The 26,467-nt window shown below is 49.9% G+C and carries 24 protein-coding genes; 7 read left to right on the forward strand and 17 right to left on the reverse strand.

What is annotated here, in order from left to right; all coding sequences use genetic code 11:
* Nucleotides 1-75: 75 nt before the first annotated feature.
* Genes N3Z11_RS16975 through gspC form a run of 11 tightly spaced genes read right to left on the reverse strand, consistent with a single transcriptional unit; the run spans nt 76 to nt 10,916 of the window.
* Complete coding sequence (locus N3Z11_RS16975) at nt 76-540, reverse strand: type II secretion system protein M (protein WP_260658392.1); 465 nt, start codon at nt 538-540, stop codon at nt 76-78.
* Nucleotides 537-1,727 (reverse strand): type II secretion system protein GspL, encoded by a 1,191-nt coding sequence (gene gspL, locus N3Z11_RS16980; RefSeq protein ID WP_260658393.1) that lies wholly within the window; start codon nt 1,725-1,727, stop codon nt 537-539. The genes N3Z11_RS16975 and gspL overlap by 4 nt, the downstream gene beginning before the upstream one ends.
* Nucleotides 1,724-2,914 (reverse strand): type II secretion system minor pseudopilin GspK, encoded by a 1,191-nt coding sequence (gspK, locus tag N3Z11_RS16985; protein ID WP_260658394.1) that lies wholly within the window; start codon nt 2,912-2,914, stop codon nt 1,724-1,726. The genes gspL and gspK overlap by 4 nt, the downstream gene beginning before the upstream one ends.
* Nucleotides 2,911-3,534 (reverse strand): type II secretion system minor pseudopilin GspJ, encoded by a 624-nt coding sequence (gene gspJ / locus N3Z11_RS16990; RefSeq protein ID WP_260658395.1) that lies wholly within the window; start codon nt 3,532-3,534, stop codon nt 2,911-2,913. The genes gspK and gspJ overlap by 4 nt, the downstream gene beginning before the upstream one ends.
* Nucleotides 3,531-4,004 (reverse strand): type II secretion system minor pseudopilin GspI, encoded by a 474-nt coding sequence (gspI, locus tag N3Z11_RS16995; protein ID WP_260658396.1) that lies wholly within the window; start codon nt 4,002-4,004, stop codon nt 3,531-3,533. Before gspI ends, gspJ begins: the two co-directional genes overlap by 4 nt.
* Nucleotides 3,994-4,683, reverse strand: coding sequence for a prepilin-type N-terminal cleavage/methylation domain-containing protein (locus N3Z11_RS17000; RefSeq protein WP_260658397.1), 690 nt, complete (start codon nt 4,681-4,683; stop codon nt 3,994-3,996). The genes gspI and N3Z11_RS17000 overlap by 11 nt, the downstream gene beginning before the upstream one ends.
* Nucleotides 4,683-5,123: a type II secretion system major pseudopilin GspG gene (gene gspG / locus N3Z11_RS17005; RefSeq protein ID WP_260658398.1), complete on the reverse strand. Its 441-nt coding sequence runs from the start codon at nt 5,121-5,123 to the stop codon at nt 4,683-4,685. The genes N3Z11_RS17000 and gspG overlap by 1 nt, the downstream gene beginning before the upstream one ends.
* A 4-nt stretch (nt 5,124-5,127) precedes the next feature.
* A complete protein-coding gene (gene gspF, locus N3Z11_RS17010) occupies nt 5,128-6,351 on the reverse strand; it encodes a type II secretion system inner membrane protein GspF (RefSeq protein ID WP_260658399.1) in 1,224 nt (407 codons plus the stop codon).
* Entirely contained in the window at nt 6,351-7,853 is a 1,503-nt protein-coding gene (gspE, locus tag N3Z11_RS17015; protein WP_260658400.1) for a type II secretion system ATPase GspE, read from the reverse strand. The genes gspF and gspE overlap by 1 nt, the downstream gene beginning before the upstream one ends.
* A complete protein-coding gene (gene gspD / locus N3Z11_RS17020) occupies nt 7,854-9,950 on the reverse strand; it encodes a type II secretion system secretin GspD (RefSeq protein ID WP_260658401.1) in 2,097 nt (698 codons plus the stop codon).
* Between the two features lie 27 nt (nt 9,951-9,977).
* Nucleotides 9,978-10,916 carry a type II secretion system protein GspC gene (gene gspC, locus N3Z11_RS17025; protein ID WP_260658402.1) on the reverse strand — a complete coding sequence of 313 codons (939 nt, stop codon included), beginning with the start codon at nt 10,914-10,916 and terminating at the stop codon, nt 9,978-9,980.
* A 154-nt stretch (nt 10,917-11,070) separates the two neighbouring features.
* Here gspC and hslR point away from each other — a divergent pair, with 154 nt between their 5' ends.
* Nucleotides 11,071-11,484, forward strand: coding sequence for a ribosome-associated heat shock protein Hsp15 (gene hslR, locus N3Z11_RS17030; RefSeq protein ID WP_260658403.1), 414 nt, complete (start codon nt 11,071-11,073; stop codon nt 11,482-11,484).
* A 7-nt stretch (nt 11,485-11,491) separates the two neighbouring features.
* Nucleotides 11,492-12,343, forward strand: a complete 852-nt coding sequence (gene hslO, locus N3Z11_RS17035; protein ID WP_260658404.1) for an Hsp33 family molecular chaperone HslO — start codon at nt 11,492-11,494, stop codon at nt 12,341-12,343.
* A 112-nt stretch (nt 12,344-12,455) separates the two neighbouring features.
* Here hslO and N3Z11_RS17040 read toward each other — a convergent pair whose 3' ends face one another.
* A complete protein-coding gene (locus N3Z11_RS17040) occupies nt 12,456-16,139 on the reverse strand; it encodes a S8 family serine peptidase (protein WP_260658405.1) in 3,684 nt (1,227 codons plus the stop codon).
* A gap of 800 nt (nt 16,140-16,939) precedes the next feature.
* Here N3Z11_RS17040 and N3Z11_RS17045 point away from each other — a divergent pair.
* Nucleotides 16,940-18,478, forward strand: a complete 1,539-nt coding sequence (locus tag N3Z11_RS17045; protein WP_260658406.1) for a phosphoenolpyruvate carboxykinase — start codon at nt 16,940-16,942, stop codon at nt 18,476-18,478.
* Nucleotides 18,479-18,623: 145 nt separating this feature from the next.
* Here the strand turns inward: N3Z11_RS17045 and envZ are convergent, their stop codons facing one another.
* The 4 genes from envZ to N3Z11_RS17065 form a co-directional block, all read right to left on the reverse strand.
* Nucleotides 18,624-19,964 carry a two-component system sensor histidine kinase EnvZ gene (envZ, locus tag N3Z11_RS17050; protein WP_260658407.1) on the reverse strand — a complete coding sequence of 447 codons (1,341 nt, stop codon included), beginning with the start codon at nt 19,962-19,964 and terminating at the stop codon, nt 18,624-18,626.
* Nucleotides 19,965-20,690, reverse strand: coding sequence for a two-component system response regulator OmpR (ompR, locus tag N3Z11_RS17055; protein WP_260658408.1), 726 nt, complete (start codon nt 20,688-20,690; stop codon nt 19,965-19,967).
* A 112-nt stretch (nt 20,691-20,802) separates the two neighbouring features.
* Entirely contained in the window at nt 20,803-21,015 is a 213-nt protein-coding gene (locus N3Z11_RS17060; RefSeq protein ID WP_260658409.1) for a hypothetical protein, read from the reverse strand.
* A 138-nt stretch (nt 21,016-21,153) separates the two neighbouring features.
* The gene (locus N3Z11_RS17065) at nt 21,154-21,444 is read right to left on the reverse strand and encodes a VF_A0006 family four-cysteine protein (protein WP_260658410.1); all 291 of its coding nucleotides are present in this window, start codon (nt 21,442-21,444) and stop codon (nt 21,154-21,156) included.
* A 143-nt stretch (nt 21,445-21,587) separates the two neighbouring features.
* On the opposite strand from N3Z11_RS17065, the gene N3Z11_RS17070 reads away from it, so the two are divergent.
* Nucleotides 21,588-22,901: a mechanosensitive ion channel family protein gene (locus N3Z11_RS17070; RefSeq protein WP_260658411.1), complete on the forward strand. Its 1,314-nt coding sequence runs from the start codon at nt 21,588-21,590 to the stop codon at nt 22,899-22,901.
* A gap of 1 nt (nt 22,902) precedes the next feature.
* A complete protein-coding gene (locus tag N3Z11_RS17075) occupies nt 22,903-24,093 on the forward strand; it encodes an acetyl-CoA C-acyltransferase (protein WP_260658412.1) in 1,191 nt (396 codons plus the stop codon).
* A 140-nt stretch (nt 24,094-24,233) separates the two neighbouring features.
* On the opposite strand, the gene N3Z11_RS17080 is transcribed toward N3Z11_RS17075, so the two are convergent.
* On the reverse strand, nt 24,234-24,635 hold the full coding sequence (locus N3Z11_RS17080; RefSeq protein ID WP_260658413.1) for a GreA/GreB family elongation factor: 402 nt from the start codon (nt 24,633-24,635) through the stop codon (nt 24,234-24,236).
* A gap of 163 nt (nt 24,636-24,798) precedes the next feature.
* Between N3Z11_RS17080 and gmtY the strand changes: the two genes are divergently transcribed.
* Nucleotides 24,799-26,100, forward strand: a complete 1,302-nt coding sequence (gene gmtY, locus N3Z11_RS17085; RefSeq protein ID WP_260658414.1) for a gamma-mobile-trio recombinase GmtY — start codon at nt 24,799-24,801, stop codon at nt 26,098-26,100.
* Nucleotides 26,097-26,467 (forward strand): integrase repeat-containing protein (locus N3Z11_RS17090; protein ID WP_260658415.1); only part of this gene is annotated, 371 nt, incomplete at its 3' end. The genes gmtY and N3Z11_RS17090, both read left to right, overlap by 4 nt.

Here is a 26,467-nt window from a genome sequence, read left to right on the forward strand (position 1 = left end):
CTGTTTTGCGGCACCCGCTATTTTTGGATGCCGCCTGTTTTTGGGCACAATCTGTTTCAGACCAGCGACGTTTTGTTATTCCAGCACCATCCGGCGCACCCGCACCTGGCCTGATACGTCACTTCGGGCTATATCCAGCTGCACCAGGGTGACGCCCTGCTGATACTGCAATTCGTGCAGCCAGCGTAATAACTGATCAAAAGGCAAATCTTCCAGGGATAACTGCAGCTGGTCGTTTTGTGGTTGCATCCGGCTCACCTGCACCTGATAACGGCCGGCGGTTTGTGACACCACATCGGTCAGGCTGCCCTGAGTTTTTGGGCCGACCGCAGTGTTACCCAGCCTGGGCAACTGACTTTGTAACCACTGTAATTGTTCGGCTGCACCTTTGGCCGCCAGCTGCTGGTCAATACGCGCCTGATGCAGCGGCTGCCAAATCAGGCCGTAAAATATGGCAATCACCACCACCACTGCAGCGCCTGTCACCAGCTGCTGCTCGCGTTGTTGTAACGATGCCCACCAGAGTTCAAATTGTTTCATGCTTTGCTCCGCATCGTGATGGTGCCCTGCACTTTACCGGCAATATTGCTCAGCGCGCCTTGTTCCACGCTAAAACCCTGTTGTTGTAACTGGGTTTTTAACTGCTCAAAACTCTGAAAACCATCGGCAGTGGCCTGAAACCTGAGTTCGGCTTTTTTGCTGTCATACCGCAGGTTATCCAGACTTAAACCAGGTTGTTGTGCCAACAGCGGCTGTAGCTGCAATAACAAACCGGCCAGGCTCTGATTCGGGTCGCCACCGCCAGTGGCCGCCAGCTTACGCTCTACCTGGCGTTTTAAGTTCACAATCCGCTCGTTCGGGTATTTGCTTTTATAAAGTTCGGTGGCTGCCATCCGGTTGTTGTCAGCGATACGCTGATACTGCCAGCCTTCGAGTGCCACCGTCAGCAGATATACCACCAGCACAGCAGAACTTAACAGCGCAGTGCTGCGCCACTGCTGCCAGTATTTGTTTTGTGGTTTTTTCGGCGCATATTCACCCTGCAACAGGGTAAAAGAAGTGTTTGTTAACTGCCGCGCCAACAATGCCAGCGGTAATTCGGCCGGTGCCAGCTGATGTTGCTGTAATACAGTTTCCGGCCAGGGGCTGTAACTGAGCAGCAATGGCAGTTCCAGCAGCGCCAGGTAATCCGGCCACCAGCTGCTGTCAATACAACTGAGTTGCCATGGCCCCTGTTTTAATAACCATTGGCCTGACAGTTCAATCGCCACCGGCACTTCGGCATCCGGCAATAACAAAGCGTCGGGTAACATGCGCTGCACCGAAAAACCGGCTTGCTGCAAAACATCCAGCCATTGTTCCAGCATAGCGCGGCGCACCACAGCCACCTGCTGACTATACTGGCCGTCCTGTTGCACGGTCTGGCCGTTAACTAGCAGCAGCTGCTCAATATCTTCGGCCTGATCTTCTTCCAGCATAAAAGGCAGCGCCTGCAACAGCTGACGGTTCGGTTTGCCAGGCAGCGGCACAGATTTGAGTACCACGTCACAAGCCGGTACCAGCGCCACCACAGGGCGGGCGCCCAAACGTTCGGCCAAAGCCGGCAGTTCTGCCGTTGACGCTAAGCGACCACTGGCAATAATTTCCGCCGTCAGCGCCGACCACACCAGCCAGTCCACCGGCGCACTGGCCACACTGCCAAGCCGGATTATCAGTTGTTCATTCACCCTGGGCCTCCAAAGCGCCGAGCGACCACTTGTACTGCTTGATTGTCATCAACTTTAAATACCGAGGTCAATTTAAAACTGCTGTCTGCCAACTGTACTGTCAGCTCAGCCTGGAAAAAACGCGATTTCACACTAAACATGGTTTTGACATCGTCCGGTATCGCCAGACCCGACAGCTGGCTGCTGGCCCAGAACTGATCCAGACTATCAAAACCTTTTTCCGGCCGGCCGGCAATCAGCGCCTGCGCATCATCCAGCGCCAGCCCCGGGATCATGCCCGCAAGCACAGCCGCCTGCGCTTCGGTCAGGGTATTTACATTCAGCTGCAACAACGACTGCTGCGGAATAACACAAACCAAAGGCGCTACCAGTGCATAATCGGCCGGTGTCACATCCAGAATTTGCCTCAGCTCCGACTTACTCACCATCAGGCTGTTGGCGCTGTAATACGGAAACTCCAGCGCGGCATAATCATTTTCTTCAGCACCACCAGCGCTTTGCAGCTGATTGTCGGCATCCAGCCAGTCGGTCAGCCGCGCCACCAGATATTCAGCCGGCATCGACAAATCGCTGGCCGACTGTTCCAGCAACCTTTGCATCGCCTGCTGCGCCGGCGTGGCTTGTTGCCCTGTCCTGTTATTACGCGCTGCCAGCTGCTGATTGTTTCTGTTCTGCTCCGGGTTATTATCCGCCGCGCTATTCTGGCCTTCCCCGTTCGTATTTTGTTCGCTATTGCGGTTTTGTTCACCGTCGCGGTTGCGCTCAGCGTCGCTGTTTTGCCCGTTTTGCCCTGAACCGTTTTTGGCCGGTAACTGCAGCGCATTTAAGTTAAAACAACCTTGTAAGTCAGTTATTTTGCCGCTGATACTGCCCTGCTCCACCGGAAAAGTGGCAGCTTCAGCCGCCCAGGGCTGGCTTAAATTCACCGTTTCTTTGCCGGCAACAGAGGTTTTCAGCAACTGGCGGCTAAATTCTTCGGCGCCCAGTGCCAGCCACAAGGCTTGCTGACGCTCCATCAGATTCAGCTGACGCTGTAACTGCAGCTGCAAACGGCCACTCATACTGACGGCAATCACCACCACCAGTGCCACCACCATCATCACGGCGATGAGCGCAACACCGCTTTGCCGCCGCAGGCTGCTGCGTTTTATCATGATGCCCGGCTGTGTGTTTAATCTGGCCATCATTGGGTCAGTCCGGCCGGTAAAGTAAAAATACGCTCAAGCTCACCGGTACTTTGCTGGGTAATCACCATTCGCAGCGCTTTGGGCATGGTTTCCTGCATCCAGCTGTCTTGCCAAATTCCTTCCTGATCCAGATAAGTCAGTTTAAAACTGTCGATTTCTTCTAACAGCACCTGCACCTGAGGTTCTGTGCCTGTGACCGCATCCGGATACAGATAAAACAGCCGTTCCAGCTTATTTTCTTTTAACCTGTAGCCCACCAGCTGCACTTCACTGCGTGGCAAGATCATCGCCGGATTGGTCCAGCCGGCATGGCTGAACGACAGGCCGTCGTCGTCACTTTCCAGCCAGTTGGGCGCACCGCCCATCATCACCTTGCTTGGCGCTTCACCACTGACGCGGATTTGCCTTGGCGTAATTTGCCAAAGGTCGCGCTCCATTAACATCATCACCTGCTGCAATTTTTGCAGCCGGGCCAAAGCGGCCTGCGATGCGGTGTCGCTGCGCGTTACACTGTCGAGCACAGCAACTGAAGCCAGCCCCACCAGCGCAAAAATGGCGGTGGCCAGCAGCATTTCAATAAAGGTAAAACCACGCTGGCTAGCCAGCTGCTGCCTGATCATTCTTTGGCAAGCTCAGGTTTAGCGACAAAAGTCTGCAAGCTGTAAATCACCCGCTCCGGCTCTTCGGCCGGGCTGACACTGACTTTCAGCTGGCGAAAATTCGGGTCGGCCGTTTCCAGGCTGCTTTGTTGCCACAGCCACATCCGGTTGGCCATTTTCACTTCACCCTGTTTTTTTGCTTCCGGCGGCCACTTTTGTTCCAGCCGGTTGAGCTGTAACTGATTTTCAGCAATAAAACTGGCCAGAGTCATTTCTTCCAGCTGAGTGACAGCCCGGATATGTTCAGTGGTGGCGCGCATCACCGCCACACCGGCAATGGCAAAAATGGCCATGGCCACCAACAGCTCAATCAGGGTAAAACCCTGTTGTGCTGAGTTGCGACGATCGACTTGAGCAACTATCTTCGCCGGAGCTTTGCCAAAGCTTTTGACCCAAGCCAGGCGTCGCTGCAGTGCTGAGTTAACGGTCAAGTTCCACCTCACCACGCTCCAGCGGAATACTAAACACCGCTTTGAGTTGTTGCCGCCAGGCCGGGTTTTCACTTTGTTCTTTAAGCGTCAGCAAAAAGGGCGTGATTTCGCCGGACGACAAAATAAAAATTTGTGGTTGTGCCGGGTCCCCTTGTTTACGCGGCTCGGTCACAAAACCGGTTTTAAGCGGTGCCTGCGTTTTTTTATTTGGGTCTTTGCTGTCTTCCAGTTCTTTGTCGCGTTTTTTCGCCGCGTCCAGCTCATCAAAACTGTTTTCTTCAAACAGTTTGTCTTCTTCCTGCCATTCAACCTGACTGAGTAAATTGCCTTCACTCCACTCCAGGCCTTCCAGCTCCAGCTCAAAACTGATGCCGTCGGCAAATTTGTAACTGCGCAACGCTTTGGGTTCGCGGATGCTGTGCCACTTTTCGTCTTTAAACAACATAAAACGATAGCCTTCATCATCCAGATACAAACCCAGCTCCTGCTGTTTCAGCATGGCAGTTTCAGACGCCAGCTGAATCAGCAGCTGCAGCTGCTCTGTTTGTTTGGCCAGCTTTTTATCGCGGCTTTCACCGGTAAAACTAATGACCACAGAGGCCGCCAACAGTCCAATCAGCAGGATCACCAACAGGATTTCAACCAGGGTAAAACCCGGTGTCAGCGGCTTTTGTTTCATTAGTTCTGTTGATCGGCGCTGTCGCCGTCCAGGTTCCAGTTACCAATGTCGTCTTCAGTACCGGCGGTACGATCCGGCCCCATCGAATACACGTCAATTTTGCCCATTTCACCCGGGCTTGCCAGCTGATATTCACCATCCCACGGATCTTTTGGCAGGCGCTTGACAAAACCACCTTCAGGGAATGAACGTGGCACAGGTTCAGTGGTGGCCTGAGTCACTAACGCCTGTAAACCCTGCTCAGTGGTTGGGTAAAAACCATTGTTGAGCTTGTATAAATCCAGTGCGTTTTCCAGCTGCTGAATATCCACCACCACTTTTTGCTGGTCGGCTTTTTCTTTATTTCCCATCAGGTTAGGCACCACCATACTGGCAATAATACCCAGGATGACAATCACCACCATCACTTCCAACAGGGTAAAACCACGTTGTTGTTGCATCTTGCTAACCTCCTCCGACTAAATTATTTAACGCTAAAATTGGCTGCAGAATCGCCAATACAATAAACAGCACCATGCCGGCCATCACCGACACCAGCACAGGTTCAAATACCTTCAGCGACACTGTCACCAAAGTTTCAAATTCACGATCCTGAGTATTGGCGGCCCGCTCCAGCATGCCGTCAAGCTGCCCGCTTTTTTCACCGCTGGCGATCATATGCAGCATCATGGGTGGAAAAAGTTTGGTTTGATCCAAAGCGGCTCGAAGCGACGTGCCTTCCCGCACCCTCAAGGTGGCTTCGCCAATGGCTTGTTTCATATAGGTATTGTCCAGCACGTCGGCGCTGATGCGCATCGCTTCCAATAAAGGCACGGCGCTGGCATTTAAAATACTCAGAGTGCGGGCAAAACGGGCTGTGTTCAGGCCACGGCTGACTTTGCCGAGCATACCGGCTTTGAGCAACATGCGGTCGTACTTCAGCCGCAGCGCAGGTTTAAGCAAGGCCTTTTTCAGTGCCACCACCGCCAGCAACAAAGCCAGCAGTACAAAGATGCCATAAGAGCGGATAAAGTCGCTGGCCGCTATTAAAAACAAGGTAGCACCCGGCAGACTCTGCCCCATATGCTCAAACTGATCGACAATTTTTGGCACCACTGCTGCCAGCAAAATGCTGATCACCGCTATGGCAAAAAAGGTCAGAATGGCCGGATACAACATCGCCTGCATAATCTGGCTACGCATATGCTGACGTTGTTCTGTGTAGTCGGCTAAGCGGTTCAGCACAGCATCCAGATGACCGGATTTTTCACCGGCTGCCACCATAGAGCGGTACAAATGGTCAAACACATGCGGAAACTCGGCCAAACCTTCGGCCAGACTGTAACCTTCCACCACTTTGGAACGCACTGTCATCATCATGCTTTGCAAACGCGGTTTTTCACATTGTTCCGCCACCGCCTGCAGCGCGTTTTCAATTGGCAAAGCCGCTTCGACTAAAGTGGCAATCTGACGGGTGATCAAAGCTAAATCGCTGGCGCTGATACCACTTTGAAACCACTTTTTGCCGCTGGCCAGCATTTTTTCCTGCTGCGATGCCAGCTCCAGACTGAGCGGTGTTAACTTTTGCTCGCGCAGCAGCTGCCGGGCGTGACGGGCATTGTCTGCCTCCATCACCCCTTTGCTTTTGCGGCCTCTGGCGTCAAGCGCCTGATATTCAAATGCCGCCACTATGCATCCTCACGGGTGACCCGCAGCACTTCTTCCAGTGTGGTATGGCCTGCCAATACTTTGGAAAAACCGTCCTGACGAATGCTCGGGCTTTGGCTTCTGACATATTTTTCAATGGCTTGTTCGCCTTTACCGTTGTGAATCAGCTCACGGCAATGTTCATCAACAACGATGAGTTCATGAATACCGGTCCGGCCGCGATAGCCGGTCTGGTTGCATTGTTCACAACCCACAGCACGGAAAATCTGCTGACCATCTTTTTTGGTGATACCGAGCAAGGCCCGCTCTTCTTTGTCGGGGTCGTGTGCTTCTTTACAATGCGGGCACAGGGTTCGCACCAGCCGCTGCGCTAACACACCGAGCAAACTGGAAGATAATAAAAAGGGTTCAACCCCCATATCTTCCAATCGGGTAATAGCGCCGGACGCTGTATTTGTGTGCAAAGTACTGAGCACTAAGTGACCGGTTAAGCTGGCCTGCACCGCAATTTGCGCTGTTTCTAAATCGCGGATTTCACCCACCATCACCACATCAGGGTCCTGACGCAAAATAGCGCGCAGGCCACGGGCGAAGGTCATATTCACCTTGGTATTCACCTGAGTCTGGCCTATGCCTTCAAGCTCATATTCAATAGGGTCTTCGACAGTCAGAATGTTGCGATCTTTAGTGTTAATGTCGGTAAGACCCGCATACAAAGTGGTGGATTTACCCGAACCTGTCGGGCCTGTCACCAGAATAATACCGTGTGGTTTTAAAATCAGTTTGGCAAAACTGTCCTGTACCGAAGGGGTCATGCCCAAATCGGCCAGGTTCAGGTGCGAATTGTTTTTATCCAGTAAACGTAATACCACGCGCTCACCATGGCTGGACGGCATGGTTGACACCCGCACATCCACGGCGCGGCCGGCAATGCGCAAACTAATGCGGCCATCCTGCGGCACACGTTTTTCAGCGATGTCCAGTTTGGCCATTACCTTAATACGTGACACCAGTAAACTGGATAACTTGCGGTTGGGCCTGAGCATTTCACGCAAAATGCCGTCGATGCGAAACCGCACCACCAGCGCTTTTTCAAAGGTTTCGACGTGAATATCCGAAGCACCGAGCTTAATAGCTTCACCCAGCATGGCGTTGATGAGTTTAATAATGGGCGCGTCGTCTTCGTTTTCTAATAAGTCTTCGGTTTCCGGAATTTCATCAGCCAACGAAGCCAGATTCACCTCATTGCCAATGTCCTGCATAATTTGTTGTGCTTCGCTGGAATCACGCTGATACGCAGCTTCCAGCATGGCTTCAAATTCAACGGCACTAAGCTTTTGCACGGCAAAAGGCAACGACAACACCCGCCGTACTTCCAGCATGGCGGCAGCATTGGTGTTTGGATTGATAAATAACACCCAGCCGTCGCCCTGCGGCTGCAGCAACACCCCATGACGCTTGGCAAAACCAAAAGGCAAACGAACCCGGCTTGGGCTCACGGCCTCCAGTTCAACACCGGCCATTTAGTTTTGCTCCTCTGCGGCATCCGGCTGTTTCAGTGGATCAATAGCGTCCAGTTTTTGTTGAATTTCCGGTGGTAATTCACGGTCCTGACCCCACACCGGCATTTGTGGTTTGTCGGTGTTTGGCATCAGCTTAATGCCGTCATCCTGAGCACTGAGCTGCTGGGCACGCATATAGTTGTATTTGCGCTGGCTGACTTCGTTCATCACACCACCTTCCCGCATAATGGTCGGGCGGATAAATACCATCAGGTTGCGTTTTTTCTTCTCAGATTTATTCGAGCGGAATAACTGACCAATCAGCGGAATATCACCAAGCAAAGGTACCTTGGATTCACTTTCCTGCACGTCTTCGTCAATCAGACCACCGAGCACCACAGTGGCGCCATCTTCGGCCATCACTGTAGTTTTAATTTCCCTTTTACTGACAATAGGGTTGCCTTCAATTTCACCGGCACGGCCTGAAACTTCCTGCTCTATGGTGAGTTTTACCGCATTACCTTCGTTAATTTGTGGGGTCACTTTCAGCTTGATACCAATTTCCAGCCGATCCAGCGTGGTAAAGGGGTTGGTACCACCTTGTCCCGGGCTGGTGGTGGTTTTAATCGGAATTTCTTCACCGACAATAAAATAAGATTCCTGGTTATCCAGTGTAGTGAGGTGCGGCGTGGCCAGAATATTGGAGTTACTGTCGCTGGAAACGGCTTGTAAAATCGCGCCCCAGTCGTTTTTGATAATACCGAGCATAGCGCCGTTCAGGCCACCCAAAGCTTCACCCAGTTTGCTGTAATCACCAGGTAAATCAGGATCTTGCACTATGGTGCTTGGCACGCCCGGAATGGTTGATTGCTCTACTCGTTTTGGTGGGGTGATTTTACGTGCGGCGGCAGCACCTGCCGCCACAGAAGTCACAGGTACACCACTATTGGTAAATTGCTGGATGCCACCTTCGGCACTAATCCACTGTACGCCCAGGTTAATGCCTGAAGTTTCACCAATTTCCACAATAATGGCTTCCACCAATACCTGGGCACGGCGCACGTCAATCTGGCGAATCACATCTTCCAGGCTTCTGAGCATATCCGGCTGGGCTGTCACCACCACAGAGTTACTTTCGGTGTGGCTTTCAATACTGACATCACCACGGCTACTGCTGCGTGCCGCGCCCTGACCTGCGGCCTGACCGCTATTCTGACCGGCAGCTGCGGCCACCATCGAATTACTGACCCCCTGCAGCACTTTGACTAAGTCTTCGGCTTTGGCGTATTTCAGGTAATACACCCGGGTATTGCCCTGATTTTCCTGCTGTGCATCCAGGCGTTTGACAATTTCGGCCACCCGCTGGCGTGCCTGCAATTCGCCGGAAACAATCACACTGTTGGTGCGCTCATCGGCAACAATTTTTGGAATTAAAAACTCAGGCTGGTCACCTTGCCCTTGTTTTTTATAGATATTGTCCAGAATGCGCACTACTTCACCGGCAGAGGCAAAACTAAGTTTAATAATTTCAATATCCTGATTACCGGCTTTATCGACGCGCTGGATAATATCCACCAGCCGGTTTACCACTTCAGCCTGGCCCGTCATCATAATGACGTTGGACGGATCGTAGTTCACCACATGGCCGCCACCGGCCTGGTCGGTAAACTGGCGTAACAAAGGCGCTAATTCACGCACTGACACGTTTTTCACCTGCACCACGCGGGTCACCATTTCATCGCCAATACCGCCGTTGGCGTCGCCCACCACCGGAATATTCGACATTTTGGCGTCTTTTTGCCGCACGACTTTCAGTACACCACTTTTCATCTCCACCACTGAGAAGTCGTACACTTCCAGCACGTTCAGGAAAAACTGGTAATACTGCGCTTCATTCAGCATTTCGTAAGAACGCACATTAATACGGCCGCGCACCTGCGGGTCGACAATAATGGTTTTGTTCAGGTTTTTGCCGACAATATTAATAAACTCATTAATTTCAGTGCCTTTAAAATTGGGCTGATATTCAACCGCAGCACTGAAAAAGCTCAGCAGGGCCAGCGCACCTGCGCCCAGCCACGACAACAAAGCCGGACGACGGATAGACTTTAAATTCATTGGGTGTGAACCATTATTAGCTGATTGTTATTGTGACAGACTAAACAAAACATCTTTAATCTCACCGTCACGTTCCACTTTAATCGAGGCTTCTTTGGCCTCACGTAATTCGTTGATCAGGCCATAAGCCTGCTGCATGTCGTCAAGCCGCACACCGTTAATTTCGATGGCAACGTCGTTGGGCATCAGCCCCATGCGGGCAAATAATTCCGGATCCTTGCCTGGTGTTAAGGCATAACCATACATCTGGCCATTACGATGACGCGGTGTAATCCGAATATAATCAAAAAGTTTGGCCGGTTCTGCCAGCATCTCGCGGCGCACAGCAGCAATATCCTGCTGCGCCGGACCATATTCCATTGGCTCAGGCATGGCCTGTACTTCCTGAATACCTTCGTTAAAAGCAGCGTTTTCAGCACTGAGTTGCTGATATTCCAGACCATCCAGCATCAGGGTTTCAAAACGGCCGGACACCTGTAACAACACTCTGTCTTCCAGCACCTGCTTTAAGCTGGCATTGGTTCCTTCAATTTGTTCATCCACACCATAAACCTGTTCTACACCGTTACTTTCAATAATGGCGGTGCCTTGCTCGGGTTTATTTTTGGTGGCGACCACTCCGGTCAGTTTTAAATTCAGACTGGTTTTAGGTGCATCTGTTGGGTTGGGTGCAGGTCTTGCCACCGGCTCTTCAGCTTTGGCCTGATACTGGCCAAATAAATGGGCAGCCAGCAAGGGTTCAATGGTGACAGATTCGTTGGATGCGCTATTTGCGGTACTCACAGCCTGCACCGGCGCAGCAGTTTCAGTTGGCCACAACATCCAGCTCAGTCTGGCTGCCAGCCAGGCTAACAGCAGCACCAGCACCAGAGTGCAAAACAGGTTCAGCTGTTTGACTGGTATCCGCTGGTAGAGGCGTATCAGCTCAGCAGGAAGTTCATGTCGGGAGAGAGAGGGCCAATTCATCTTTTCTAATTCTTTTTTTAACCAAAATTCATCTTACTCAGTTGCTCTGGTATCAACAAGAGCAGGCTGAAAATTTACCAAATGATAACAAGTGCCGGCTAGAGGCCAACTAAGCTTTATGTTAAGGTCGCGCCTGCTTTTTTGGGAGACTCCGATGTCACACTCTAACGCAAATCCGAACAATACCACAGCCGTATTACGTTTAGATAAATGGTTGTGGGCTTGCCGTTTTTATAAAACCCGTAGTCTGGCAAAAGACATGATTGATGGCGGGAAAGTTCAGTATAATGGCCAACGTTGTAAGGCCAGCAAAAACGTTGAAATTGGTGCCACCATCAGATTAACCCAGGGCACAGATGAAAAAACTGTGATAGTGCGGGCTTTATCAGAACAACGTCTGGCCGCGCCACTGGCCCAACAACTTTATGAAGAAACCGCTGAAAGTGTGCAGCAGCGCGCCGAGCGGGCCGAACTTCGCAAACTGAATTTGTTGTTTGCGCCTCATCCGGACAGCAAACCAGACAAAAAAATGCGGCGGCAATTATTGCTGCTCAAATCGCAACAATGAGGGTGTTATGAGTCAATCTGATCAACTGGTTCGTTTTTTATTCCGCGAAAAAGACGTGCGCGGAGAAATAGTACAGGTGGCTGCCAGCCTGGATCTGATGTTGCAGAATCACCAATATGCCCAGCCGGTGAAACAATTACTGGCCGAACTGGTGGCCGCCACCAGTTTATTAACCGCCACTTTAAAATTTGAAGGCCAGATTGCGGTGCAGATTCAGGGTGACGGCCCGGTGAAATTTGCGGCGGTTAACGGCAATAATAAACAGCAGTTCCGTGGTGTAGTGCGGATGCAAAGTGAAGTGACAGGCGACAGTTTCCTGGAACTGATTGGTCAGGGTTTTTTACTGGTCACAGTGACCCCGGATCAGGGAGAACGTTATCAGGGTGTGATCCCTGTTACCGGCAACAGTTTGTCGGAAACACTGGAAGCTTATTTTAATCAGTCCGAGCAGCTGCCCACCCGCATTTATCTGCATACCGATATTGGCGAAGTGCATAACAAAGCCGCGGGATTGCTGTTACAGGTACTGCCGGTGGATCAGGACAAAGCCAAGCATGACTTTGCTGAGCTGGAACAGCTGACCGATACCATCACAGCCGAAGAGCTGCTGACCTTAGCACCGGAAGATATGTTGTACCGTTTATTCCATCAGGAAGTGGTGGAGTTATTCCCGGCACAGAAGGTTGAGTTTGTCTGCGGTTGTTCACGCGACAAATGTGAAGCTGCCATTATCAGCCTGGGTCAGGCGGCGATTGAAGAACATATTGCCGAAGGCAAACTGGATATCAGCTGCGAATATTGCAACACCACTTATCATTTTGACAGCAACGCGCTGATCCAGCTAGCCAGAAAATTCTAAGCCTCAGCAGTTAGCCTTGTAACTGTCGTGCTGTGTTGTGCTGCAGCCACATAAAAAAAGCCAGTCAACTGACTGGCTTTTTTATGACTGACAAAAACGTCAGTGTTTCATCTTAACGCTGGCGACGACGTAACAGCGCCAGTGGCAGTAACAATAAGCTGAACCAACCCATAGAGCCGCTTGATTTCTTCTCGATGGTGACACTGCTGGTGGCTGCATCAGAAGTTAAACCGGCAGAGTCAGTGGCTGTCACTGTCAGATTCACTGTACCTGCATCACCTTTGATCAGGGTACGGGTTAATACAATCTTACCGTCCGCATAAGCAAAGATGGATGGAGACACAGTAAAGCTGCGGGCAGTTGCACCTGCTTCACGCACCTGAGTCACCACATTGGCAACCACAGTACCTGCAGTGCTGCCTTGTGGCAGTGTTGCATTAACGGTTTGCAGTTGAACTGTTGGTTTTTCGTCGGCAATGTTGCTGATATTCACAGTCACGCTGGTTGGTGCTGAAGTAGCGCCCTGGCTATTGATAGCAACAACTTCCAGCACTGCACTGGTTGCACCTGTGTCATAGTTCAGACCTGCAGTGTTTTTCACCACAATACGGCCATCTTTTTCCAGATGAATTGCCGAGTTGTTGCTGCCTGCCAGATAGAACTCAACCACAGGTTCGTTGTAATCAAACTCAGTGGTCAGTTGACCAATCACAGTACCGGCGGCTGCATTTTCGGCCACGCTGAAAGTGCGGTTGCTGATTACCGGCGCTTTACCTACGGCACTGGTGTCACCGGCAAACAGGGCGTCACCCGCGTCTGATAACAGCGCAAAACCGGTCACACCATCTGCAACCTTAACATCCAGTGCCACCTCACCACCTGCAGGCACCACGCTGACAGGTTTACCACCAGAGGTCATCACTGCATCAACAGCACCCACTGTCAGTTTGGCTTTGGCAACAACCATATCATCTGCCGGCACGCCTGAACCCAGACCAATGGCAAAACCGTTGTTAATAGTACGGTAACGCAGCGTTACATTCTGACCAATGCTGCTGGCTGTTAAACCCACATGATCAAAACAGGCACTTAAAGTGACATTACGCTGACCTGTGGCATGGAACATATTGCCAACAAAACCACTCAGGGTTGGGTAAGGTGTGGCAAAAGTAACCATTAAACCAGCCGGGTTATTGGCATTCAGGCGGCTATATAACAGCGAGTCCATTTTATAGTCGTAGACACCGTCGTTGTTCACATCCAGATCCACACCGGTGTTAGCCTGTAACAGGTGGTTCAGGCCATTTTCCAGCGTCAGGGTTGGCGCCAGTAAATAACCTGAAGGACACAAGCTGGTTGGTACTTCCAGCACATCTAAGGATGCAGCACGGATATCGTGTGTCACGTTTTCTTTGGCATCAGTGGCAATTAACTGAGTGGCATACACTTCAGCATCTTTGGCACTGCTGTTTCTCACCACCAGTGCAGCTTTACCATCAACAATTTTGTTTTCTACTGACAGTTGAGCCACAGCTTTTGGCAGCACGTGGTAAACCAGGTGCAGGTCGTAGTCACCAGTCACTGTCGGATCATCAAATACCAGCGCACCGTCAAATTCTACTTTGGTTAAGGCCGCATCTTTTTCCAGTGTTGGCGTGGTGTTTTCCAGGCCCCATGCCGGTAATTTCTGCGGGTTAATGGTCAGGCTGACGTCAAACTTGGTCACTTGTCCCGGCTGCACTGTAACAGATGCAGGGAAAGACCAGCTCAGCGCACCTGTGGCTGTATCTTCGGCAAAACGGTCTTTGATACGCAGGTTATAGGTTCTGGCTGTGGTGCTGAAGTTTTTCAGCGTCACGGTTTTTTTCAGGGTGGTGGTTTTGGTTAAATTCACCAGACCAAAAGACAGAGCCGCCTGTTGGGTATCAAAAGCAGTGTCGTCAACCCAGGCTGCAACCGGCAGTTTCACCGCTTTGTCTACATCCACTAAACCAGCACCAATGGCTGAAATAGGCGCCAGTTTGGCTTCCGGATGTTTAGCCGGCAGGTTGTACACCTCCGGGTTTGCCGTGTTCATCAGAGTTGCTTTAACTTCCTGTGCAGTACGGTTTGGCAATGCCTGACGTAACAACGCAGCAGCACCGGCGGTAATTGGGCCTGAGAAAGAAGTCCCTGAGTTTGGTGCCGTTTTATCACCCGTACCTACAGCCGCCATAATAATGTTGGTGCCTGGTGCCGTAATTTCAGGTTTTAACAAACCTTGCATTGAAGGGCCGCGCGACGTGAAAGTTGCAATACCACCGGCTGATGGGAAAGATACAGTAGACACACTGTAAGTGACCGCACCTTTTGCCAGCTCGGCTTTCACCGCATTACCGTCTTCCAGCGAAATACCCACTGAAGGGATAGTGACCAGCGGATCGGCGCCACCAGCATTGGTTGGGCCTGCGCCAGCCGCATTGTTGGCAATAATGACAAATTTAGCGCCGGCATTTTGTGCATTCAGCACTTTTTGTGTGAAGTTACAGGTACCACGGTCTACCAGCACCGCTTTGCCTTCTAATGACTTTTCAGCAAATGGGTCACAGCCAAGTGGATTGGCATCAACCCGCACCAGCGGCGCTGAAGTTTGATCAAAGCTGAACACCGCATCTTTGTTAAAGCCAGAAGCCACCATCGCAATTTTTTTACCGGCAATAGTGCTGTTGGTAAAAGCTGTGCCAACGCCGGTCGGATGTGTCATAGCGCCAACAGACAATGCATTTGGTGTGGTGCTTGGACCGCCAACACGGAATGGGTTCGGGCCGTCATTACCGGCAGAAATCACCATATTTACGCCAAGTTTGGCCGCACGCTGAATTGCAAACTGAGTACCGCTGACTGCTGTGGCAGAACCAAACTGGCCACCTAAAGACATATTCACCACATTGACGCGGTCGCTGATATCACCATCACCGTTCGGGTCCATCGATGCATCTAACGCAGCTAACTGTGCCGCACCAGGGCAGGTACCGGTACAAACGGTATAAGCATAAAGTTCGGCTTCAGGTGCAACCGCCAGCACTGAACTGGCAACAAAAGTACCGTGACCACCTGTTCTTGGATCTAATGGGTTGCCGTCATTGTTGATATAGTCATAACCACCCAGCACCCGCCCCTGCGGCCAGCTTGGGGCTACGGCGAGATTCTGCGCATCATAAGCTGCAACAGTACCTGCGCCGCCCATGGCTTTATGGGTGTAATCCACACCGCTGTCTAACACAGCAACACGCACACCTTTACCTGTCACTGTACCGGCGCTGATTAATGCTTTGGCTTTAATGTAATCAACACTGGGGGCCAGCATTGGCTTGCTGTCAAATACCGGATAAATAGCTTCAACCTGAGGATTTTGCTGTAGTGCAGTTAAGGCTGATTGTGAAGCGCGTACCACTAAACCTGCCGCCAGGTTACGGGTAGAGGCCAGTACTTCAGAGTCACGGTCCAGTTGTTGTAATTCAGCTGTTACTTGTTGCTGCGCATCAGCAATAGATAACTGAGCTGTTTGCAGCCCTGCTGCGTCCACACCTTGAGACGCTAAATCAGCCAAACCGGCTGAACGTAACACCACATAATAAGAAGAAGGCTGAACCTGCTGATCATCGACCAACAACTGCTGAGGTGCTGTTTGTTCACCAATCAGGTCCGTCGCCAGCGCCGTTCCCATCCGATATTGTTCAAGCGTTGCTGCAGACAGGCCGCTGGATACGGCCAGCCCGACGGCTGTCGCCAGCGCTGTTTTATAGATTTGTTTCATGTTTCCTCCAGAAGGATTTTTTGGACTTTTGTTGCATTCGCCAGGTCTTTGCCTGGGTGTTATTTTTTATGTAAAACGAAATTTTGTTTGTCAGGGCAATGGTAAACACCATCAACCTGATGAATAAGCTCACTATTGTTATTGCCTCAGCGGGAACAAACATGCAGTAGCTAATTAAATGTAAAGGAAGGCAGAGCGGTCACTCCCCACATTTATAAATTCATTTAGTAAATAAATGACAAAAACTTTACACATGTATTCTTGCTGACGTCAATGATGCGCCGGGCAGACCAGCCACCGCTCATCTCATTTTTTTACTGACTGTCGCACGCCAGCAGCTGTATGCTTGCCGGAAATTGCCAGCAAATAAAGCAGAGTCATAGTCACATCGCCAGTTATTGTGTGCATAAAGCGGCTGAAAGGGCTGTTATTGCTGTCAGTTGGCAGGAAATAGCGTTTTAAACCAGGAGCGTTGCCTGGCCGACAGCTGATGTACATAATTATGTGCAGTTTCTGCCATTTTATCTGCTTTAGATTTTTTCATTCAGCACTTTTCCATCTGCCTGCTGAAGTTGTAAGTCAGGCTGTAATAAAAAACTACGACATTCAGCAGCACTCAAGCAAAATGCATAAAAATGCGGATGAATATTCAAGATCACGCCATTTTTTGTCAGCATAGGCATATTCTAGTCGTACCATTCAAATTTTCTGTCGCCGAAACTGTCCAGTTACAGTAGAATAGCCTGAAATCATTTACTGCCTACAACACAAACTCTGTACCCCCAAGGAGTCAGCTGATAATGACCGCTCAAACTGTTCGTCACGTCGATTTAACTGTGGCCGATCTGGTCGAACACGCCATTCGCCGTCAGGAAGGAATTTTGGCCGATAACGGCGCTTTAGTTGTGAAAACAGGTGCCCGCACCGGTCGTTCACCAAAAGATCGTTATATTGTTAAAGAAGCGACCACTGAACAAGATATTCAGTGGGGTAACGTCAATCAGCCAATAGCGCCGGAAGTATTTAACGCGCTGTGGGACAAAGCAGCTCATTATATTTCTGACCGTGAACACTTTGTGTCGCACCTGGAAGTGGGTGCAGATCCGGAGCATTACCTGCCGGTAGTGGTCACCACTGAAACTGCATGGCAACACATTTTTGCCAAAAACCTGTTTATTACCCCAGCAAGCTGGAATGCTGCCAACAAAGCACAGTGGCAAATTCTGAACGTGCCTGGTTTTGTCTGCGATCCGGCCCGTGACGGCACCAACTCAGACGGCACAGTGATGATCAACTTTGCGGACCACAAAGTGTTGTTAGCAGGCATGCGTTATGCCGGCGAAATGAAAAAAGCCATGTTCTCTGTACAAAACTTCCTGTTACCGGCCAAAGGTGTATTACCAATGCACTGTTCGGCCAACGTCGGTGACGAAGGTGATGTAACTTTATTCTTTGGTTTGTCAGGTACTGGTAAAACTACTTTATCTGCCGATCCAAAACGCAACCTGATTGGCGACGACGAACACGGCTGGGCACCAGGCAGCGTGTTTAACATCGAAGGTGGTTGTTACGCCAAGTGTATCGACCTGTCGAAGAAAAACGAACCTGTGATTTGGGATGCCATCCGTTTTGGTACCATCCTGGAAAACGTGGTACTGGATGCGAACCGCACACCAGACTACAAAGACGCCAGTCTGACACAAAACAGCCGCGCTGCTTACCCCTTAGCTCACGTGGAAAAACGTGTACTGGCCAACCGTGCCGGCGAACCACGCGCTGTCGTTTTCCTGACCTGTGACGTTTCTGGTGTATTACCACCGGTGTCTGTATTGTCAGAAGAAGCGGCCGCTTACCACTTCTTAAGTGGTTACACTGCCAAAGTAGGTTCTACTGAAATTGGTTCTACTGCAGCCATTGAGTCTACCTTCTCTACCTGTTTTGGTGCACCATTCTTCCCACGTCCGGCCGGCGTTTATGCTGAGCTGCTGATCAAACGTGTACGTGAATTTGGTAGCAAAGTGTACCTGGTGAACACAGGCTGGACCGGCGGTCCACACGGTGTAGGTAAACGTTTTGATATCCCGACCACCCGCGCCATTATTGACGCTATCGTGTCTGGCGAACTGGCAAGCGTTGAAACTATTCACCTGCCACAGCTGAACCTGAACGTACCAGTTGCGATTCCAGGTGTAGACAGCACGCTGTTAAACCCACGTGATACCTGGGCTGACAAAACACAATACGACCAGTACGCTGCCAAACTGGCGGCTGAATTTGCCAATAACTTCAAGAAATACGACGTTTCTGAAGCGATTCGCAATGCAGGTCCAAAAGCTTAATGAATAAGCTGATAAAGCCGGTGTTCCGGCTTTAATAAAAAAACCGCCAAGTGGCGGTTTTTTTATTGGTCGCTCCCACGCAGCACAAGTTCAGGGAAGCTGAAGGCAACAGTAGCTGAAAGCGTTCACGGCAATATCGTGGTTGTTATCCTGCTTTTTTGGTTTTAGCGGCTGCTTCAGTTTTATTTTTCAGCGGCAAATACACTGTTGCCACCAAACCGCCAAAAGCATGGTTATGTAAAGTCACTTCACCTCTGTGCATATCAACAATCTTCTTGATAATGGCCAAACCCAGACCTGAACCTGCACTGCCCCTGGCGCTGTCGCCCTGAGTAAAAGGTTCGAACATCTGCGCCATCTGGTTTTCCGGAATACCAGGGCCGTGATCGCGTACCTGCACATAAACCCGCTGACTGCCTTTTTCAAAACCTGTACGCACTTCAATAGCACCGTCGGAATATTTAAAGGCGTTTTCAATCAGATTGGTCAGTACCCTTTTAATCGCAATACGCCGCAGCGGCACCAAAGGTAAGTTTGTCGCCAGTTCGGTTTGGATCTCGCGTTGTTGCAAACGTTCAGCACTGATTTGTTCACTGACCAGCAGGTTTAAATCCTCTTCAGTGAGCGACTCTTCTTTGTGGTGACGGATGTAATCAATAAACTGGTCGATGATAGCGTTCATATCATCGATGTCATTGGCAATGCCATCCCTTATCCAACTGTCGGCCTCGCTCATCATTTCACTGGCAAGGCGAATACGGGTCAACGGCGTGCGCAAATCATGGGAAACACCGGCCATTAATAAGGCCCGGTCTTTTTCCAGTTGTTTAATGCCTTTGGCCATATGGTTAAAAGCGCGGGTCACGGCAATAATTTCGCTGGAGCCCACTTCGGGGAGAGGCTCCGGAATATCACCCCGTCCAACCCTGAGCGCCGCTTGTTGCAAGCCCTGCAAAGGCCGGTTGAGCTGCCGCGCAAACCACCAACCGCCAGCCACACTTAAAAAGCCAATTAACAGAATGTAAATCTGCAAAGGTTTAAAGTCGGTTTCATTAAGGCCACTGAGTGGAATACGCACCCAATAATCCGGCGCCTGCGGCGGGCGCACCCAAAAGGCAAAACTTAAACTTTGTTCAATGCGCACTTCGGCCGGGCCACCCAGCTCGCGTGACATTTGGTCCGAGATGTACTGGTAATAGGTGGCGTCGGCCAGGCCATTGAGCATCGCATCCTGCTGCCGGTATACCTCAATGCCGGTTGCCTGCTGAAATCTTTCGGTAATTTCAGCCGACAAGGTTGGATTGCTGTGGCCTACATCAATAAAAACCACCTTAATTTGTTTGGCAATCAGGTGGTTGGTTTGTTGCAGGCTGGGTTGGATAACATAAACAGCCACCAGAAAATACGACACTAACTGGTTAATTAATAATAAAAAACCAATCAGAAAAACCGTTTTTCCAAAAGCACTGCGTGGCAACAATCGCATTTAGCTGGCAACACCATCGGGCACAAACACATAACCCAGACCCCATACCGTCTGGATATAACGTGGATTGGTCGGATCATCTTCAATCATGCGGCGTAATCTCGACACCTGCACGTCAATACTGCGCTCCATGGCCGAATAATCACGGCCACGCGCCATATTCATCAGTTTATCGCGCGATAAAGGTTCGCGGGCGTGGCTGACCAGCACCTTGAGTACAGCAAATTCACCGCTGGTAAGCGGCATCAGCTCATCACCACGGCGCATTTCACGGGTAGCCAGGTTAAAGCTAAAAGGCCCGAATTTGACCAGAGTTTCTTCCTGCGTCGGTGCGCCTGGCAATTCTTTAGATTTACGCCGCAGCACAGCGCGAATGCGCGCTAATAATTCGCGTGGGTTAAAAGGTTTAGGCAGATAATCATCCGCGCCCATTTCCAGGCCAATAATACGGTCAACTTCGTCACCTTTGGCCGTGAGCATAATGATAGGAATTTCGTTTTCCTGCTGACGTAACTTGCGGCAAATCGACAAACCGTCTTCGCCCGGCAACATGAGATCCAGCACCAGTAAATGGAAGTTTTCCCGTTCCATCAGCCGCGTCATTTGTTCAAAATTGGCCGAAGTACGAACGATATATCCTTGTTCTACCAGATAACGTTCTAACAAAGAACGTAATCTCATATCGTCATCGACCACCAGAATTTTGGTTGTTTCCTGAGTCTGCATAAAGAGTTACCTTGGCTACGATTTTTTCCCACTATAAACGAAAAACCCGCAAGGTCGGAAACACATTGCGGGTTTTGGTGTTACAAATCGTTTCTGCTCAGGCAGTGACTACTCAGGGTTTTGCCAAATCAGCACTGCTGACTTTTTTCAGTGGTGGATTCACCCAGACCACATGCGCCACCTGGCGATGCTGACGCTGCGAATTTTCCGCTTTGTTGACTTGTTCCTGATCCACCACATAAGCGTAATTTTGATCAAGCGTGCTGCAACCGGTAAGCATCAATGCCAAAGTCGCCACGCCAACTAACACTGCATTTTTTTTCATCTTTTTACCCTCTGGCTTGGTCTGTACCCTGACTATAGCCAACAGCAAGGCAAATTCGCTAGCAGATTTTTGTTACACGTAGATGACAAAAACACAAAGCAGGAAAAATAAACCTATCCATATGATTTTAAATTATTTTTAGTTTCTAAAATCATTATCATCGGCGCAGGCCTTTAACACATCAGGCACCACCTCAGCCAATTCAACCGCTGGTAAATGTTGCAACACACATTGGTGATATGCTTTTTTGTCTGGCAATAACACCAGCTCCCGGTGCAGCTGATGGCAGGATTGTTTCACTTTATGCCAGACCTGGGGCAGTTGCGCCTTGGGTGCATTTTTTAATAAACACTGATGATACAACTCGTCTTTATCATCCGCTGCAGCAGTGAAGGGCAGTAATAACAACAAAATTTGCAGTCTTTTCATCATAAGCTCCTGGTTAGTTTACTGAAACTAACCACCACAAGTGAAAACCGGCTGAACAAAAAGTCAGCAGCATTTTTAACTACAGCTTTCGTTGTACATTTTTGCTAAGGTAATTTGAATTTTCTTCGGTGAAATAACTATTTATGAGCAACTTGTTCGACACCCTCTGGCACAGTACCCAGAACTTTTTATCGCAACCCAACTTTATAATGCAACTGGCGATTATTGCAGTCATTACCGCTGTGGGCTGGTGGCTGAATCACAGGTTACAACAAAGACTGATTGACGATGGTAGCAACAATTTACGTCATGTTGCCATCAGTAGCTCACAACGCATATTTTTCCCGTTTTTTATGGCGTTGAGCTTGTGGCTTGCCGCCGAGATCATGCTGAATTTTGATTTTGAAGTGGCCGTATTGCAGCTGTTACAACCTGTAGCACTGGCACTAGGGGTGATCCGCTTACTGGTCTATATGCTGCGCAAGGCGTTTTTATCCAGCCCGCTGCTAAAAACACTGGAGCCATTGATTTCAACGCTGATTTGGCTGGTGCTGGTATTACATCTGGCTGGCTGGCTCAGCGCAACTCTCGCGTTAATTGACCAATTAGCCCTCACAGTAGGAACAACCCGCATCTCGCTATTGATGGTGCTTGAGCTCATCATGCTGGTCACTGCAGCTTTTACTGTGTCTTTGTGGCTGTCGGAACTTATCAGCCAGCGCCTGAAAAACTCTCGCAGTATCAGCCCCAGCATGCAGGTGGGATTGGTGAAGTTCACCAAGTTTTTTCTGGTGACAGTAGCCTTCTTGGTGGCGTTGAATGCTGCCGGCATCAGTATGAGCTCACTGGCAGTGTTTGGTGGTGCCCTGGGCGTAGGTCTGGGTTTGGGCTTACAACGCATAGCGTCGAATTTTATCAGTGGTTTTATTCTGGTATTAGACAGATCTGTCAAACCAGGAGATCTCATCACTGTGGGCGAAAACTTTGGCCGGGTAGAACAGCTGAATGCCCGTTATGTGGTACTGCGCAACCGCCAGGGTGTTGACTCGCTTATTCCCAATGAACATCTGATCATCAATGAAGTGACCAATTGGAGTTATGCCGACCCTAATGTGCGGCTGGAGCTTGATGTGCAGGTCAGTTACAACGACGACCCTGAACAAGCCATGGCATTAATGCTGGAATGTGCTTACGCTTCCCCCAGGGTGTTAACAACACCAGAACCAACCGTCAGACTGCTGAACTTTGCCGACAACGGCATTCACCTGCAACTCCGGGTATGGATTGCCGATCTGGAGAACGGCCGTGGCGCCGTCAAGTCCGATATTAACAGAGCCATCTGGCACAAGTTTAAACAACATCACATCAGCTTCCCTTACCCACAACGGGATCTGCATTTAAAAACTGGTTGGCCTCTGCCTGCCCATGCCCCAACTCAGGCAGATCCGGAGTCTTAACATGCATGCGATTGACGATATTGTGATCTTAAGTGGCAGCCGTACTGCCATTGGCAGTTTTGGCGGCAGTTTGTCGGGCTTCAGCCCGGCGGAGCTTGGCAGTTTTGCTGCCCAAAGTGCCATCAGCCAGGCCGGTGTAGATGCAACGGCCATCGACCATGCAGTGTTTGGCCACATTATTACCACTGCACCACAGGATGCTTATCTGGCACGCCATATTGCGTTGAGTGTAGGCATGGCTCAAAGTTCAGCCGCTTTTAATGTCAACCGGCTTTGTGGTTCTGCGGTGCAGTCGGTGATTTCAGCAGCCCAGATGCTGATGCTTGGCGACAGCCTGCTGGCGCTGGCCGGTGGTGCAGAATGCATGAGCCGTGGCGCTTATTTATTGCCGGGCCTGCGCACTGGCTTACGGATGGGATCAGCGCCTGTTACAGATTTAACCCTGGGAATTCTGAGCGACCCTTTTGGCAGTGGGCATATGGGGCTCACTGCCGAACGTATTGCCAGTCAATACCAGCTAAGCCGTCAGCAACTGGATGAGTTTGCGCTGCAAAGCCAGCAAAAAGCCGCTGCCGCTATTTCGGCCGGTCATTTTTCCGGCCAGATCACGCCAGTGACAGTCACTCAGGGCAAAAACAGCCGCATATTTTTGCAGGATGAACATCCAAGGCCAGACACCAGTCTGCCCAGTCTGGCTGCGCTAAAACCCGCTTTTAGTAAAGAAGGTATAGTGACGGCAGGTAACAGCTCTGGCCTGAACGACGGCGCTGCTGCTTTGGTGCTGAGCAGTCGCCAGTATGCACAAAGTCATGGCCTTGGCATCAGAGCCAGACTCAGAGGTTATAGTTTTGCCGGAGTAGCGCCTGAAGTGATGGGGCTTGGACCTATACCAGCTGTGCAACAACTGCTGAAAAAAACCGGCTTGTCGGTGACGGATTTAGCGGTAATTGAATCCAACGAAGCTTTTGCAGCTCAGGCCATTGCCGTCAGCCAGAGCCTGGGTTTTGACGAAGCCAGAGTAAACCCCAATGGCGGTGCTATTGCATTAGGGCATCCGGTTGGCGCCACAGGTTCGATATTAATTATCAAAGCCATGTATGAGCTGGAACGGATTGATGGGCAGTTTGCGCTGGTTACCATGTGTATCGGCGGCGGTCAGGGTGTGGCTTTGCTGCTGGAGCGCTGCAGTTAACACAACGCTTTGGTTACAGCCTGATACTGTGAAGCTGTGAAGCTGTGAAGCTGTGAAGCTGTGAAGCTGTGAAGCTGTGAAGCTGTGAAGCTGTGAAGCTGTGAAGCTGTGACAGCAGTATCTGGTGAAAGCGCGCTGTCTCAACTCTGTTGTTCATCGGCATCATCAAGTTCAGACGCATCCAACTCGTCCAGCAAGCGTGCCGCCCAGTCCGGCGCCAGTTCAGCACCTGCTTTAGGGTAATAAATCTGGCTGACCAGCCACTCTTTACTGCCCGCCGGTGTTTGCACCACAAAAGTGTCATCCACTTGTTTTTTTAACAAAGCCCGCGCCATAGGGGCATCAATTGAGATGTAATCTTTGCGGCCATAAATTTCATCGGGCCCGACAATACGGAATTTCAGACAGGCCCCTGCTTCATCTTCAATTTCTACCCAGGCGCCAAAAAACACTTTACCTTCCTGCTCAGGTGCATAATCGACAATTTTTAAGTCATCAAGCCGCTTACGTAAGTATCTGATCCTACTGTCTATTTGCCGCAAAAGCCTCTTATTAAACTGATATTAGTACCACCATAAATCACATACTAATTACTGCTATTCCCCTGCCAATTTTACAATTTTCAGCAAGCTTTCTGTAATATTTGTATTTATTAGAGCCATCAACTATATACCTGTAACTATTACTTAATGGCTTTTTCAGCAGATGAAATACGTGCTTAAGCGCAGGGTGAGCTACCGTGCCAATGACTGCAGTAAACCCCTAGTGGTGCACGCTCTTTTTACTCATTCTGGCCTTCTTTTATCACACCTTCGTTTTTTAGAGCGCAACCGTCATAAATCACCATCATGGCATGAGCGAAATACATTCGCGGTAGAACTGTTACTGCAATACATACAAGCACATCAAAGCACTGCGCTCTCAGCCATAGAATTACTTCGCTACTTTGTTAACTGTCTTTGTTTTGGAACAATAGCCGCTGATGGTTCAGATCCCACATCACTATATTGGTTAGCCCGTCGCATAGATGATGCCAATACCTTACTAGGCCATATCAATGCCTATTGCGATTACCTGGATGAGGTGAATGGACGAGACTTGCCAAAGTTAAATCCTTGGCGAAAAGCAACGGCAGCTGAAGAAAAGATGCTGTGGTGTGCGTATTACCGTCGTTCTGCAAACTGCTTCTTTAATTATCTACATCAGCCAGATAAAGAGCAGATGAGATCGGTAAGGTCTGTTCACAAACTTGCACAACCACTCATTCAGATCGAATCGGTGTTCCGATTTCCAGATGAGGAATTTGGGAAATTATTAAAGTATGGATTTCAACGCAGGGACGGCTCTTGTGACTACGGCAGCATATTGATTTTGCTGCTAATGCACTTCGGTGGGCTTCGTTTATCTGAGTGCTTTCACATATTTACTCATGATGTTTCGATAGACCGTTTAACCTTGGCATCAAAGGTGAAGGTATTCCACCCCAGCGCAGGAGCAAGTCCTGAGCCCATGTTTGGTAATCGTAGACAATACTTGATTAGCAAATACAGGATGGATCCCAGGAACGCGTATCACAGAACCCATACACTCTACTCAGGTTGGAAAAACCCGTTACTCACTAACAAAGACTATTCTTTTACCGTTCTGTTTTTTCCTGAAAGTGCTTCTCTGTTATTTACACAGTATCTGCAGCTTTACCTCAGCAACCGCCCATCTGGTAATCATCCATACCTGATATGCAATCAGACCGGTAAGCCTGAAACAAAGAAAAATTTTCTTAAAAAATATCAGTGTGCGCTGGCTCGTATTGGTCTGACAGCTGCCAAACATGATGGTTTATCACCTCATGCACATCGTCATGCTTATGGTTATCGGTTAGCTGAGGCAGGTTTCTCCCAATTCGAAATCCAAAAGGCAATGCACCAGAAAAGCCCAGAAAGCTGTTTGGTCTATATCAAACCGACAGATTCAGAAGTTAGACAAAAAATGAGGGACATCGAACTTTGAGACAAAATGTACGGTTTTATCCGACCTTAGCCGAAGCAAGCCAAGCGACCATCGTTCTCGGCATCACCACCAGCCCTGAATACAAGCGAAGGTACAAAGAAGACCCACGCCTGCCCGCACACCCCGACGTAGTATATAAAGCAGAATGGCAGGGCTGGCTTCATTTCCTGGATAAGTCAAAAGAACCGTTCTATCGGACCTTAACAGAAGCAAGCCAAGCAACCATCGCTCTCGGCATCACCACCCGCGCTGAATACAACCAAAGATATAAAGAAGACCCACGCCTGCCTGCAGTGCCCAACGCAGTCTATAAAGCAGAATGGCAGGGCTGGCCTCATTTCCTGGGGAAACCAAAAGTACAGTTCTA

The organism is Rheinheimera sp. 4Y26, assembly GCF_025245835.1.
Classification (GTDB): Bacteria; Pseudomonadota; Gammaproteobacteria; order Enterobacterales; family Alteromonadaceae; genus Pararheinheimera.

Excerpts from the sequence above, each read along its gene's own strand:
- N3Z11_RS16975 (WP_260658392.1), bottom strand. The coding sequence starts at position 540 with ATGAAACAATTTGAACTCTGGTGGGCATCGTTACAACAACGCGAGCAG.
- gspK (WP_260658394.1), bottom strand. The coding sequence starts at position 2,914 with ATGATGGCCAGATTAAACACACAGCCGGGCATCATGATAAAACGCAGC.
- gspJ (WP_260658395.1), bottom strand. The coding sequence starts at position 3,534 with ATGATCAGGCAGCAGCTGGCTAGCCAGCGTGGTTTTACCTTTATTGAA.
- N3Z11_RS17000 (WP_260658397.1), bottom strand. The coding sequence starts at position 4,683 with ATGAAACAAAAGCCGCTGACACCGGGTTTTACCCTGGTTGAAATCCTG.
- gspG (WP_260658398.1), bottom strand. The coding sequence starts at position 5,123 with ATGCAACAACAACGTGGTTTTACCCTGTTGGAAGTGATGGTGGTGATT.
- gspE (WP_260658400.1), bottom strand. The coding sequence starts at position 7,853 with ATGGCCGGTGTTGAACTGGAGGCCGTGAGCCCAAGCCGGGTTCGTTTG.
- gspD (WP_260658401.1), bottom strand. The coding sequence starts at position 9,950 with ATGAATTTAAAGTCTATCCGTCGTCCGGCTTTGTTGTCGTGGCTGGGC.
- gspC (WP_260658402.1), bottom strand. The coding sequence starts at position 10,916 with ATGAATTGGCCCTCTCTCTCCCGACATGAACTTCCTGCTGAGCTGATA.
- hslR (WP_260658403.1), top strand. The coding sequence starts at position 11,071 with ATGTCACACTCTAACGCAAATCCGAACAATACCACAGCCGTATTACGT.
- hslO (WP_260658404.1), top strand. The coding sequence starts at position 11,492 with ATGAGTCAATCTGATCAACTGGTTCGTTTTTTATTCCGCGAAAAAGAC.
- N3Z11_RS17040 (WP_260658405.1), bottom strand. The coding sequence starts at position 16,139 with ATGAAACAAATCTATAAAACAGCGCTGGCGACAGCCGTCGGGCTGGCC.
- N3Z11_RS17045 (WP_260658406.1), top strand. The coding sequence starts at position 16,940 with ATGACCGCTCAAACTGTTCGTCACGTCGATTTAACTGTGGCCGATCTG.
- envZ (WP_260658407.1), bottom strand. The coding sequence starts at position 19,964 with ATGCGATTGTTGCCACGCAGTGCTTTTGGAAAAACGGTTTTTCTGATT.
- ompR (WP_260658408.1), bottom strand. The coding sequence starts at position 20,690 with ATGCAGACTCAGGAAACAACCAAAATTCTGGTGGTCGATGACGATATG.
- N3Z11_RS17060 (WP_260658409.1), bottom strand. The coding sequence starts at position 21,015 with ATGAAAAAAAATGCAGTGTTAGTTGGCGTGGCGACTTTGGCATTGATG.
- N3Z11_RS17065 (WP_260658410.1), bottom strand. The coding sequence starts at position 21,444 with ATGAAAAGACTGCAAATTTTGTTGTTATTACTGCCCTTCACTGCTGCA.
- N3Z11_RS17070 (WP_260658411.1), top strand. The coding sequence starts at position 21,588 with ATGAGCAACTTGTTCGACACCCTCTGGCACAGTACCCAGAACTTTTTA.
- N3Z11_RS17075 (WP_260658412.1), top strand. The coding sequence starts at position 22,903 with ATGCATGCGATTGACGATATTGTGATCTTAAGTGGCAGCCGTACTGCC.
- gmtY (WP_260658414.1), top strand. The coding sequence starts at position 24,799 with ATGAAATACGTGCTTAAGCGCAGGGTGAGCTACCGTGCCAATGACTGC.